Source organism: Paenibacillus sp. N119s (genome assembly GCF_059447605.1).
This window is the reverse complement of record NZ_JCAJRU010000157.1, coordinates 1-12409: the sequence shown is the minus strand read 5'-3', so window position 1 is coordinate 12409 and position 12409 is coordinate 1. Positions and strand designations below refer to the sequence as shown.

General features: G+C 45.9%; 14 protein-coding genes. 7 read left to right on the top strand and 7 right to left on the bottom strand.

The window, feature by feature from the left end; translation table 11 throughout:
- The coding region (locus tag AC5V8P_RS17250; RefSeq protein ID WP_495473741.1) for a TetR/AcrR family transcriptional regulator at positions 1 to 460 on the bottom strand (460 nt) is incomplete at its 3' end.
- 195 nt (positions 461 to 655) lie between these two features.
- On the opposite strand from AC5V8P_RS17250, the gene AC5V8P_RS17245 reads away from it, so the two are divergent.
- Positions 656 to 1438 (top strand): YheC/YheD family protein, encoded by a 783-nt coding sequence (locus AC5V8P_RS17245; protein ID WP_063207486.1) that lies wholly within the window; start codon positions 656 to 658, stop codon positions 1436 to 1438.
- 114 nt (positions 1439 to 1552) lie between these two features.
- Here the strand turns inward: AC5V8P_RS17245 and AC5V8P_RS17240 are convergent, their stop codons facing one another.
- Both AC5V8P_RS17240 and AC5V8P_RS17235 read right to left on the bottom strand, forming a co-directional pair.
- Positions 1553 to 2263 (bottom strand): SDR family oxidoreductase, encoded by a 711-nt coding sequence (locus AC5V8P_RS17240; protein ID WP_064797579.1) that lies wholly within the window; start codon positions 2261 to 2263, stop codon positions 1553 to 1555.
- A gap of 32 nt (positions 2264 to 2295) precedes the next feature.
- A complete protein-coding gene (locus tag AC5V8P_RS17235) occupies positions 2296 to 2847 on the bottom strand; it encodes an NAD(P)H-dependent oxidoreductase (RefSeq protein WP_064797580.1) in 552 nt (183 codons plus the stop codon).
- Positions 2848 to 3010: 163 nt separating this feature from the next.
- On the opposite strand from AC5V8P_RS17235, the gene AC5V8P_RS17230 reads away from it, so the two are divergent.
- The gene (locus AC5V8P_RS17230; protein WP_063207476.1) at positions 3011 to 3361 is read left to right on the top strand and encodes a winged helix-turn-helix transcriptional regulator; all 351 of its coding nucleotides are present in this window, start codon (positions 3011 to 3013) and stop codon (positions 3359 to 3361) included.
- Positions 3362 to 3434: 73 nt separating this feature from the next.
- Here AC5V8P_RS17230 and AC5V8P_RS17225 read toward each other — a convergent pair whose 3' ends face one another.
- The gene (locus tag AC5V8P_RS17225) at positions 3435 to 4175 is read right to left on the bottom strand and encodes an SDR family NAD(P)-dependent oxidoreductase (RefSeq protein WP_064797581.1); all 741 of its coding nucleotides are present in this window, start codon (positions 4173 to 4175) and stop codon (positions 3435 to 3437) included.
- Positions 4176 to 4332: 157 nt separating this feature from the next.
- Between AC5V8P_RS17225 and AC5V8P_RS17220 the strand changes: the two genes are divergently transcribed.
- Positions 4333 to 5220 (top strand): LysR family transcriptional regulator, encoded by an 888-nt coding sequence (locus tag AC5V8P_RS17220; RefSeq protein WP_064797582.1) that lies wholly within the window; start codon positions 4333 to 4335, stop codon positions 5218 to 5220.
- Between the two features lie 45 nt (positions 5221 to 5265).
- Here AC5V8P_RS17220 and AC5V8P_RS17215 read toward each other — a convergent pair whose 3' ends face one another.
- Positions 5266 to 6135: an AraC family transcriptional regulator gene (locus AC5V8P_RS17215; RefSeq protein ID WP_064797583.1), complete on the bottom strand. Its 870-nt coding sequence runs from the start codon at positions 6133 to 6135 to the stop codon at positions 5266 to 5268.
- Between the two features lie 247 nt (positions 6136 to 6382).
- Between AC5V8P_RS17215 and rlmN the strand changes: the two genes are divergently transcribed.
- The 3 genes from rlmN to AC5V8P_RS17200 all read left to right on the top strand — a co-directional run bounded on the left by rlmN (position 6383) and on the right by AC5V8P_RS17200 (position 9233).
- A complete protein-coding gene (gene rlmN, locus AC5V8P_RS17210) occupies positions 6383 to 7480 on the top strand; it encodes a dual-specificity RNA methyltransferase RlmN (protein ID WP_064797584.1) in 1098 nt (365 codons plus the stop codon).
- A 138-nt stretch (positions 7481 to 7618) separates the two neighbouring features.
- Positions 7619 to 8320, top strand: a complete 702-nt coding sequence (locus tag AC5V8P_RS17205; protein ID WP_064797585.1) for a dihydroorotate dehydrogenase electron transfer subunit — start codon at positions 7619 to 7621, stop codon at positions 8318 to 8320.
- Positions 8301 to 9233 (top strand): dihydroorotate dehydrogenase, encoded by a 933-nt coding sequence (locus tag AC5V8P_RS17200; protein ID WP_064797586.1) that lies wholly within the window; start codon positions 8301 to 8303, stop codon positions 9231 to 9233. Before AC5V8P_RS17205 ends, AC5V8P_RS17200 begins: the two co-directional genes overlap by 20 nt.
- Positions 9234 to 9333: 100 nt before the next feature.
- On the opposite strand, the gene AC5V8P_RS17195 is transcribed toward AC5V8P_RS17200, so the two are convergent.
- Complete coding sequence (locus AC5V8P_RS17195; protein WP_064797587.1) at positions 9334 to 9516, bottom strand: hypothetical protein; 183 nt, start codon at positions 9514 to 9516, stop codon at positions 9334 to 9336.
- A 403-nt stretch (positions 9517 to 9919) separates the two neighbouring features.
- Here AC5V8P_RS17195 and mmuM point away from each other — a divergent pair, with 403 nt between their 5' ends.
- On the top strand, positions 9920 to 10867 hold the full coding sequence (mmuM, locus tag AC5V8P_RS17190) for a homocysteine S-methyltransferase (protein WP_064797588.1): 948 nt from the start codon (positions 9920 to 9922) through the stop codon (positions 10865 to 10867).
- Positions 10868 to 11058: 191 nt separating this feature from the next.
- Here the strand turns inward: mmuM and AC5V8P_RS17185 are convergent.
- Positions 11059 to 12409, bottom strand: a 1351-nt coding sequence (locus tag AC5V8P_RS17185; protein WP_495473740.1) for a GDYXXLXY domain-containing protein, incomplete at its 5' end; no start/stop codon positions are given.

The following is a 12409-nucleotide window of genomic DNA, read 5'->3' as shown; positions in this document are numbered from 1 at the left end:
TACGTGCCAATTGGGCCGGGTGATCCGTTGTAATGCCCCCACGCACAATAATGTCAGCGAGCTGGCTCACAATGTGGGAGATATGCTGGTCGATTAAATCCGCTGCTTGCTCGGTGACACGGGTATACATCTCGAACATTTCTTCGTCATCGCGGGCATAATACTGCTTGAGTTCGATCAAGGTCTGTATATATTGTTTTAAATGTGGTATTCCCAGCACAGATGAATCCTGACATATCTCCGTTAATGGATCGATAATCTTTTCATTTAGCCATTTTTCGGTCACACCTTCAAGAAGCTCAGCTTTGCTTTTAAAGTGCCGGTAAATGGTGCCATGACTTACTCCCAATACTTTAGCAACATCGGTCACGGAGCTTTTGGCTACACCAAATCGCCTAAGTGTGTCTTCTGTCGCAGTGAGAATCTGTTCCTTGGTCAAAATATCTGAGGGTTTTTCCATAGAGACACGGTTGGTTTACCGTGTGAGTCACCTCCCTGAAGTGAGGATAACACAAAGAGTATCAAATGACAAATATCCGTTTTTGTCATTTGATACTCTTTTTTTAAAAAAATTAAATTAAGGGGACTGCTAGAGTAGGAGATTTGCCTCTTCATAGCAAACTGTGGCATTCGCCGTTACCAAGATAGAATATAGATGCATATTCATGTAGTGTGTGCAAAAACCCAACAGAATCGAGGGATATTCGTGCCCATTGGAAAGATGATTCAATACAAGGAAATGCGACAACATCCCATTTTATGCTCGCACTTGCCCGAAACCCGCTGGATTACGAATGCAAGGACTTTACGGATGCTGGATACCTACCGTACGGTCTTCATCAAGCCTAATTATGGGAGTGGAGGAACCGGCATCATACGCGCAAAAAAGATAGGGAGGAGATATGAGGTTCGTTGTGGCTCCAGTCGCAGAATCGTTAGGTCCCACGCTGTAAGAAGAGCCATTAGAAGATACCGGAAACCTCATCGTCGTTATTTGGTACAGCAAGGACTCAAGTTAGCCAAGTACAAAGGTTCCATTTTTGATGCCAGAGTGTATATGCAGAAACCGGAATCGGAATGGGTGATCTCAGGGATAACCGGCCGTGTCGCTGCACCTCAGAAAGTCGTTACTAATTATAGGAAGGGGGGGCATGCGGCGCCGTTGTCCAAAGTGCTTTTAAGGGTTTTCAAAAACGACAGAGCGAAAATGAAAGAGATTTTGGACCAGGTCATCGAGCTTTCCAGAATTATTGCTGACACGATTGACAAAAATCATCCGGTTCGCGAGCTGGGCATCGATCTTGCTATTGAGAAGAGCGGTCAAATCTGGATTATCGAGGCCAATCCGCATCCCGGGCATATGTTATTCAGGCAGCTCCCGAATCATAAGATGATTCGCACTATTTTGAGAAATAAACGCCGTATTCATCATCATTAGTATAAAGTGTTTTAAACTATTCATGGATAAGAAAAGAAGGAGAACGCCCAAGCAAAGATGCGAGGAGCGTTCTTCGTTTTTTGCTGTACGACTAACCGATCCTGGACGAAGCTTTTAGGTTAAAATATGTCCGCCATCCACATGGAGGATTGTCCCGGTCACAAACTGATTTTCAATCAAATAAAGTACACCTCGTGCTACATCCTCCGCAAGTCCGACTCGGTTCACAGGGAGCTTATTCGCCACTGTATTATAGAACTGATTGCGCGTATTTTCAGGCATTTTGCTGCGGGAAGGTGTATCAATAATGCCAGGGGAGACGACATTCACGCGAATAGGAGCAAGCTCTAACGCCAAAGTCTGACCAAGATTCGAAACCGCTGCATTCACAGCCCCAAGCGCTGAGGAGCCGATCATCGGTTTGTATGCCACCACTCCTGAAAATAAGGTAATGGAACCTTGGTTTGAGAGTTGGGAAGCCCCATATTTAGCTGCATAGTACTGGCCCCAGAATTTATTTTCGAAGAGCTGGCGGGCTGCAGTTGTTTCTGATTGAAGGAATGACCCGCCGGATGTTTCTGCCGCGCTAACAATAAGATGGTCATAGGAGCCCACTTTTTCGAAGAAAGACTGTACCTGTTGCTCATCTGTCGTGTCCAGTACATAGATTGTTGCACGAGGGCCCAGCATTTCTTTGGCCTTGTGCAATTTATCTTCGGAGCGGCTGGCGATTACCACTTCTGCTCCTAGTGAAATGACTTGCTTAGCTGTTTCTAAACCAATACCTGAACTTCCACCTATAATCACAATTTTTTGGTTTTGCAATTGGAATTCCTCCTAATGTTTAGCTGGATGTGTTACTCATGGAATACGGCTTTCAGATGAGCAGCAAGATCAGTCATAAATTGAGGTATATTTGGGTTTTTAACGACATCGTAGCATGCGAAGCTTTTTAAAGGCTCCATACCGAGAAATGCATGTGCAGAATGCAAATGGCAGAGTGCAGCCTCTAGGCTATTGCCTTTAAAAAATTGAGTTGGATCATTAAAAGCTTTTTCTGGGGCATTCCAGGTTGTCGAGAACATATATTTCTTGTGGGTTAATAAACCTCCGCTCCCATATTTGCGAGAACCTGTGAAGAATACACCGTAAGCATAGACCTCATCCATATAAGTCTTTAATAATCCAGGAACACTGAACCAATAGATAGGTGTTTGGTAAATGACCACGTCCGCCCAGACAAATTTTTCTTGTTCCTCGCTGATGGTATAACCATTCTGAACAACTGTTGTCTTGACTTTGTTCTCTTCACTTAAAAGACGCACCATATGGTCCATCAAAGTTTGGTTTAGATCCCCTTCAGAAGAGTCATACTTTTGGTGACCATTAATGATTAATATATTTTTCAACTCTTCACCTCCTTGTAGTAGAGAAAACGTTATTGGCTACGTCGATATTGTATATGTAGTAAGTTCATTTAGGGAAGTAGTGATATTTAATTCATATAGTTTCCTAAAAGGAACTATTGTGATATCATTGGGTTTAGGAGATTTTTTTGTGGGGGGAGTTCCTATGCATGTCCCAGAACCTATTGAATTGACGAAGGGAATACCAGGCCAGCCGTGCCCTATTGCCCAAACGCTTGATTTGATCGGAACCAAATGGACCTTTTTAATTATTCGTGACCTGCTGATTGAAGGAACACTGAGATTTAGCCAGCTTCAGAAATCCATGCAAGGAATTAGTCCCAAGACGCTTTCTCTACGCCTAAAGGAACTTGAAGACAACGGTCTGTTAGAAAGAAAGGTTTATCCCGAGGTTCCCCCGCGTGTTGAATATTCGTTAACGGAGAAAGGGAAGCGACTGGAAGGTGTTTTTATTGAGTTGAAGAGGTTTGGCTTAGATTTAAAAGCAGACCATTGAGGAATAGGATTGCAAACCTTCAAGGCATCGTTGAGATAAACGATGCCTGTTTTTGTCTAGAAGCTTAACATTCTTATAGCGTCTGTCCGCTGTCTACCGTAATGATCTGGCCTGTCATGGCTTCCTGTTCCAGGGCAGAGCAGACCATGCTGGCAATATCCTCAGGTGTGGAAATGCGCTGCAACAGCAGATGGGGAGCCAATTGTTTCATTTGTTCTTCTCTACCTGCCCACCATCTGGTCGCCACCGCGCCTGGCACGATGGAATTGACGCGAATATCAGGTGCTAGTGATCGTGCTAACGATTTGGTCAGCCCGTGGACGGCTGCTTTGGATACTGCATAAGGGAGCGAGGAACCTAATCCTGTTTGTCCAGCTATACTTCCCAGATTGACGATAGCTCCTTGTTGACGATGTTTCATATAAGGAGCTACGGCTCTGGCACAGTAAAACATACCTTTCACATTGACAGCCAAGAGATCATTCCACACCTCTTCTGTAACGGACTCTAGATCGTCCATCGGAATATGATGTGTAATGCTGGCGTTATTCACCAATACATCAACTGTTCCGTATTGGTGAACAATCTGCTCGACCATTGCTCGAACTTCCTCATCCTGGGAAACATCTGCCTGTAATGCAATTGCACGTCCTCCCTGTTCCAGTATCATACGTACGGTTTCCTCTGCATCGTCTTTAGAACGGGAATAGTTGACGACAACTGTAGCCTTTCGGCCCGCCAACTGCATGCATACCGCTCTCCCAATTCCTGTACCGCCACCTGTAACCAGGGCTACTTTTTGATATAAATCCATGAATACCCGCTCCTTATCCAACTCGTTAGTTTTATATGAGAAACATAATATGGTCTAATATGGATCATTGTAGAGGGTGTATTATATTTTGTATAATTGAATTAAATGAACTTATAATTCAATAAACCTGAATAAGCAAGTGATATGGGAGTAGAGAATGGATATTAAAGCACTCAAAACATTTCAGATGATTGTGAATTACGGAAGTTTTATGCGTGCAGCGGAAGCGTTGAATTATGCACAATCCACTGTGACGATGCAAATACAGAAGCTGGAATCCGATCTGGGAGTTCAACTGATTGAACGGGGCAAGAAAATAAAGTTAACTGAAGCGGGCAGGATGTTGTACGAGCAAAGTTTGCATATTGTAAAAGACATGGAGCAATTGCAGGAAAATATGGAGAACTTGCAAAGGGGAACCGCAGGGGACATTCGTATAGGAGTGACCGAACCGACCGCCAGTTACCGGCTCCCCGAAATTTTAAAACGATTCTTAACCCATTATCCTCATATTCGGGTTTCTGTAGAGTTCGGAAATACCCCTACATTAAGCGAGCGTATTCTCCAAGGGGACGTGGACATCGCATTATGCTCCGCTCCCGATTTGGGCTCAGAGCTATATTTTGAACCTTTATTTAAGGAGAATTTTGTAGTCTTGATGCCTGAACGTCACCCTCTTGCAGAAAAGGAGTACATTGGACCCGCAGATTTGCAAGGGCATCGCCTGCTTATTACGTCGTCCATTTGTCCTTATCGGCGCAAACTTGAAATGGTCATGAGGGAATATGGAATAACCACGTTAGACACGATGGAAATTGGCAGCATGACGGCTCTAAAATCCTATGTGGAATGTGAATTAGGGATTGCTCTTGTGCCACAAATTCTAGTCGATCCTGTTCCGGAAGGAACAGCAGTGAGGCAATTAAGCGGCAGCTTGATTGATATGACCTTTGGTCTTCTGTGTAAAGCAACTGAGGCACCGTTGAAGCTGGCAAGCTCAAGGCTATATTCTGTATTAAAGCAGGAACTTGGGCAATTGTCCTGAGCACACAATATCAAACCGACTGCAATAGGCAGCCGGTTCGTTTGTTTATTTTTTCGTAACTGGAATCCATACTTCACTTCGGTAGTCCTCAGCATGAGCATTCCCCATGGTATATACCTCCAGCTCGGGACCGCCTGAATGTTCATAGTTGCTGGCAGGGAACCATTCCTGGAAAATTCTTTGCCATACCTTCTGGATCGTCTGAGGCATAGGACCGATGGATGTAAACACAGCCCAGGTTGCAGCCGGAATGGTTCTGGCTTCTAATCCGTTCGAGGCTGCCACATCTTCACTGCCCTCTGCGGCGATGAAGTAGCTAAACGTTTCCTCACCATGCTTCATGTCCAGACAGATACCGAGTATATCGTCGCCTGTCCCTAAGGCATGAATGCGATCTGAGGTGCCATCTGCGTTAAGCTGATCCCAGAATTTTGGGATTTCCCGAAGATTTTCACCGTTCTTAGTGGTTACTTGAATGGATTTGCCAATGACCGTAAAGGCCGTCTTTTCTACAATTTTATAATCCATTTCCTGATCTCCCTTCAGCGATAGATGGAAGGTGATGCGCGGAAAGGCTTTCAGGTTCACCCCCGGGTTTCTGGCCTCAGAGGGAGAAATACCGTGTACCTTTCGGAACGCTTTAGAAAAAGATTCGGGGGAATCATATCCGTATTTGAACGCAACATCCAGTACCTTGGTGGTAGAAAGACTCAATTCCTGAGCAGCCAGGGTCAATCGACGTTTGCGCACATATTCTGCTACCGTAACGCCTGTCAGCATATAAAACATCCGTTGAAAATGAAAGGGTGACGAGTAGGCCGCCTTTGCAATTTCATCAATATCGAGGGGCTGCTGCATTCTCTCTTCCATGAGGTCGAGTGCGTTCTTGATCCGAAGCAACCATTCCAAATACATCACCTTCCTTGGTTGTAATCATATCATTCACGGAGTCCGTCATCCTGTCTTTGCGTGCTATTGTTGAACAGGATCGTCAGCCTGCCCCCTTGTGTTCATAATTAAAATTTGGGACAATACAAGAAGTGTTTGAATAGCGCAGAGCGCTCAAACATGCTATGATGCAATGATAGTTGAGACGAGTCGTGATAGCTAGGTTTTATATATAGAAATACGAATTTTAACGTTTGTGAAAAGAGGATCGAACATGAAAAAGGAATCCATTTATGGATTAACGTTAGACCAATTAACAGCATGGCTCATGGAGCATGGACATAAAAAATCTCGAGCATTACAGGTATGGGACGCATTGTACCGGAAACGGATTACTGATTTTGCGTCAATGACAGAGGTCCATGAGAATTGTACTGGCCTGTTGGCAGAGCACTTCTCTATTGAGACCCTGGAAGAACACGTGAAGCAACAGTCAGCAGACGGGACGGTCAAGTTCCTGTTCCGCTTGCAGGATGGTAATTTGATTGAAACGGTATTAATGCGACATAAATTTGGATTATCTGTATGTGTGACGACGCAGGTGGGCTGCAACATTGGATGCAGCTTCTGTGCGAGCGGATTGTTAAAGAAGAGCCGTGACCTTTCCAGCGGTGAAATCGTAGAGCAAATTATGAAGGTGCAGCTGTATCTGGACAAGGAACGTCCGGGCGACCAAGTCAGTCACGTTGTAGTCATGGGCATCGGCGAACCGTTTGATAACTTTGTGAACCTGTCCGATTTCATTCGGGTCATTAAGGATCACAAAGGGCTGGCGATTGGGTCGCGGCATATTACTGTGTCCACCAGTGGCCTTGCCGATAAAATCATTGAATTTGCAGATTCCGATCTACACGTTAATCTGGCAATATCGCTTCATGCTCCAAATAATGAGATTCGTACCCGCATTATGAAGATCAACCGGGCGATTCCGATTGAGAAGCTCATGCAGGCGATTGATTATTATTTGGACAAAACGAATCGCCGGATTACGCTGGAATACATCTTGCTGAAGGATGTGAATGACGGTAAGGAGCATGCGCTTGAACTGGCTGAGCTGGTGGGCCATCGTCGTAATCTGGCCAATGTAAACCTGATTCCGTACAATCCGGTGGATGAGCATAGCCAATATCAGCGGAGTGAGTCGGAGTCCATCACTGGCTTCTATGATGTGCTGAAAAAACAAGGCATTAGCTGTAGTGTTCGACTGGAGCATGGAGTCGACATTGATGCGGCCTGCGGACAGCTGCGTAGCAAGCAAATTCGCAAGGATGCGGGCGGTAGCCGCAATGCGGAGCGCGAAGCGATTAGTTAAACATACAAGCGTACTCTCTAACAGGAGTACGCTTTTTTATGGATGAGCCATAGAATGAAACGCCGTCTGGAAATGTGAAAATAGTCACGTAACAGTTGCTGTTTTTGCGTTATAGTGAGTGGTTAGTGGAGGGGTTATATGGCGAACATAATTTCAAATGAGGCACTCGTTCCGGGCATCTATGTAATGAAAATAGAGGGCAAATTTAAAGGGAAGATGGGGCAGTTTTACATGCTGCGCAGCGGGACAGGTTATCCACTGCTGCCCAGACCCATTAGTATTTATGATATTGGCGAAGAGAGTATTTCCTTTTTATACCGGGTCGTTGGAGAGGGAACCAAACTATTCTCCCAGTTACAGCCTGGTCAGGAGATTCAGTTGGAAGGACCATTCGGAAATGGATTTCCACAGGTTGAGGGCAGTCTGGCTTTGATCGGCGGTGGGATGGGTACAGCTCCTTTGTTATTGGCTGCAAAATATTACCCGCAAGCACACGTGTATCTGGGGTTTGCGCAGCAAGCCTTCGGGGTTGAAGCATTCGAGGCTGCGGCGGCATCTGTGCAGGTCAAGGTAGGAGGAAGCATCGTCGAAGAGGTCGATCCGGCTCTTTATGCGAATATGTTCTCCTGCGGGCCAACTCCGATGTTGCAAGCACTCGCACTCAAAACGGCGGGTACATCGTCCCGTTTATATATTTCAACAGAAAGACACATGGCCTGTGGTATCGGCGCATGTTTGGGCTGCACCATGCGTACCCGCAGAGGCAATCGGAGGGTGTGTAAGGAAGGGCCTGTATTCCCGGTGGAGGAGGTGGAGTTCGATGATCTCCATGGCGTGTAATATAGCAGGTGTACCGTTCAAAAATCCAATTATCATGGCATCGGGTACGTTTGGATTTGGGCGTGAGTTTGCGGAGTTCTATTCTCCCGAACTACTTGGCGGCATTGTCGGCAAGGGACTAACCCTTCATCCGAAGGCAGGGAATACGGGATCACGAATACATGAGACAGCATCCGGCATGCTCAATAGTGTAGGATTGGAAAATCCGGGTGTGGCAGCCTTTTTGAAGGATGAGCTGGATGGCATGACTCGCTGGAATACGGCTGTTATTGCCAATGTGGGCGGCTCCAATCTGGAGGAATACGTCCAAGCCGTAGCTATGATTACGGAAAATGCACAAAAACGCCGTACAATGAACCGCAGAGGCGTTGATATGCTGGAATTGAACATTTCATGCCCCAATGTGAAGCAGGGCGGAATGCAATTTGGTATCCAGACAGAGGTAGCGCGGGAGGTTGTGCGGCAAGTGCGCAATGTGACGGCACTTCCGCTGATCGTCAAGCTGTCGCCGAATGCAGAGAACATCACGCAAATGGCGGTGATGTGCGAGGAAGAAGGTGCCGACGGCGTTTCGCTGATCAATACCTTTTCTGCAATGAAAATAGATATACGTCGGCGGCGCAGTGTTTTCGCCAACACGTATGCAGGTCTTTCAGGCCCGGCAATTAAGCCGATTGCCTTGCGTATGGTTCACCAGGTAGCGCAGGCGGTATCGATTCCCGTGATCGGGATGGGCGGGATCAGCTCAGTGGAGGACATTATTGAATTCACGATGGCAGGGGCCGCCGCCATTCAGGTGGGTACGTATAATTTTGTCCATTTACATGCAGGGGCAGAGTTGGTATATGGGCTTGAACAATGGATGCAGCAGGAAAAGGTACAGTCGTTGGATGAGATACGAGGAATTTTGTGAAGTTTGTACTTATTTGTGCATAAACTTGAGCATACAAAACCGGCTTGTCTTTAAAGGCAAGCCGGTTTTGTTTTTTTATTTGACCAAACAGCAAACGCAACTAGTGGTTAATATCGCATTTGTTCAGTATAAACGAAATTTGATTTTCCAGCCGATGAATGGCTTCCTTGGATGCCTGGTCGTTGGTCCCTTGTGCCTGGAGCGCGGCAAGCTCCTGTTTGAGCTGATGAAGGTCTTGTCCTGCGTGAGCGCAGTCGTAATTGCTTTCGAGATTGTCAATCATCCGTGATCCTCCCTTTCGTTAGGTATACGTCCTTATTATGGAGATTTGATCTTTCCTTATTCAGCATAAAGTTTTATTTCATGTAAAGACTGTGTTCATTTGCGATTAACAAGCATTTTAATAATACAGAGGGAAACTTTCGGGTATTGCCAAGTGACAACGATGTTATTCGTTTCCCTGATCTTTTGGCCAAAGTGTTTGGTTTGCATCTTTATAGTAAAAAAACTTTGTGAAAAAAAGAACAATATCTAATTAATTTAACTTATGAAACTAATTTAAAAAATTTATACATTACATCAGGATGTGAATGTGAGGTGTTCATCAGCATACATGCTATAATATAAAAAATTAATTCCAACCTACACAGTGGGTTAAATGGGATGAGACAAGCAGGAGGGGCCGCATGAATCCGATACAACGTATACTGGACGAATTTCAACTGATCGTGCTGGACGGCGCAATGGCGACTGAACTCGAACGTCATGGACATGATCTGAACGATAGCTTATGGTCCGCCAAAATACTCCACGAACATCCGGAGTCAATCAAGCGTGTCCATCGAGACTACTTTGAGGCTGGGGCAGACTGTGCGATTACAGCGAGCTATCAGGCCACCGTGGAGGGCTATGTCCAACGCGGACTAAGCGAAAATGAGGCGTTGAAGCTGATTCAGTCATCGGTGCAGATTGCTGTACAGGCACGAGATGAGTTTTGGACCGATGTGACGGCTACTGCAAGTCAGCAGCATCGTCCCAAGCCGCTGGTTGCGGCTTCTGTCGGACCCTATGGGGCGTTTCTCGCTGATGGGTCAGAGTATCGAGGTGATTATAAGCTAAGCGAGGAGCAGCTTATGAAGTTTCACAGGCCGCGCATGAAAGCTCTGATTGAGGCTGGGGCGGACATTTTAGCTTGTGAAACGATACCTTGTCTGGTGGAAGCCAAGGCCATTGCCCGCTTGCTGAAGGAATTCCCCGGCACGTATGCCTGGATCAGCTTTAGTGCAAAGGATGAGCAGCACATCAGTAATGGCGAGTCTGCCGCCGCATGTGCAAAGTGGCTGAATGAGCACGAGCAGGTGGCTGCGATAGGGATCAATTGCACGTTGCCCAAATTTATTCCATCCCTTATTCACGAAATACACAGCCATACGGATAAGCCGGTGGTGGTATATCCCAATCTCGGAGAGGAATATGACCCGGTCACCAAGACATGGCATGGCCGTACTTGTACAGAAACGTTCGGACAGAGTGCCCGTCAATGGTATGAAGCAGGGGCACGTATAATTGGTGGCTGTTGTCGGACTCAGCCGCAGGATATTAAAGAAATCGTGGCATGGTCGAGAGGGGTATAAACGAGGATAAACTTTTAGAGAAGATTATCCATAAGGAGTTTTCCTCTATGGTTACAAAAGAAAAAGCAGGCTGAACCGAGTTATGCTCCAGCCGTGGAGCGGCCTGGTTCAGCCTGCTTTTTGTACGAGTGAATTTTTAAAGCCCCGCTTCGTTCACTACCTCTACCTCTCTACCCCTTCGCTAATCCAGATCAGCTTTCCGTCAGACGTTCCAGCAACGCGTCTCCATTGCGGCTGACCCGAATATAGGCGTAATGAGCGTTCTGTTCAACAGTACGTCCGGTTCCTTCAGGAATGAAATAATTCTCAATACCGTACAGAATACGAGAACCATTCCATTGCCCATTGAGAACAAGCTCATGAGGGGCAAGTTTCTCACCATCTTGATACAGACGATCAGCGATGTATACCCCTTGACGATCTGGGGTGAGAACGACTTTAACCTTGCCTCGGTTCCAATCCTCCTGAAGAGGATTCTTGGAAGGAGGGGTAGAGATATCGTAATTCAGTGCTACATAATCGCCTTGCAGCAGGGAACGCGGGTCTATAGGAGCCAGTTTGAGCTTCACGGAGGCACCTGTGGCGAGCAGGGTTTCACTCCTCGCCGTCTGATAGCCGATAATCCCCAGCTGTAGCACGATGACGATAGCAATGAGTAACGGGCTTAAGCGCATGAAGCTAAAGCTGCGGTGGTCGGCATCGAATGCTGCTTTGCCGCTATGGGCCATTCGTCGATCGAACCACCAGGTAATTCCGAGCACAATGATGCCCAGCAGCGCCAGTGTAAAAGATTTATACAGCAGCGTCCACAATAAATCATAGTATTTGAAGCCGATAAAAATAAACCAGAATATGATGCTCGTAATGGCCTCCGATTTTTGTTTGTGACGGATAAAGGTAAAGACCATCCAAGTAACGATAACAAAATAAAAAATATTAATGGACATATAAGAGTGTGGAATGACATCCTCGAAGAACGTCGTCCACAACAGGAACAATAAGCTAAAAAATAATGAGCTATCCCGAAGATGCCCTTTTAACTCTGTCTTGGGTTTAAAGTGGCTTATTCCATATAACACGGCATTAAGAACGAACAGGGTGAAGATGATGAACTTATAGGTCCAGTTCCAACCATCCCATTCTTGATACTGTTTAAATAAAACAGTTGCTATATTCAGGTTCACAAAAGTATAAACAAAAAATCGCTGTCTTTTCCCCTTGGAGCGAAGCCATCCGGCGATGGAAACGACCAGAAATAATACCGAGAGCAGCGTCTGATCCGACCATACAATGGCCGCAAGACCTGTAATATAGCTGATGGTTAGCAGTGTATAACGGACTACAGAATCCAATTTGGATTCCGGTATGGCAATCATCGTAATCATCAGCAACAAGGACACGCTCAGCAGTACATATTCGGTATGGTTTACGTTCGTACTAATCATAATCAATCCGATGAGAGAGATACTTCCAATTAATACTCCAACCACTTTGATGACACGGGATACCGTTTTGCTGATCCATTCACTACTGCGGTCTTCG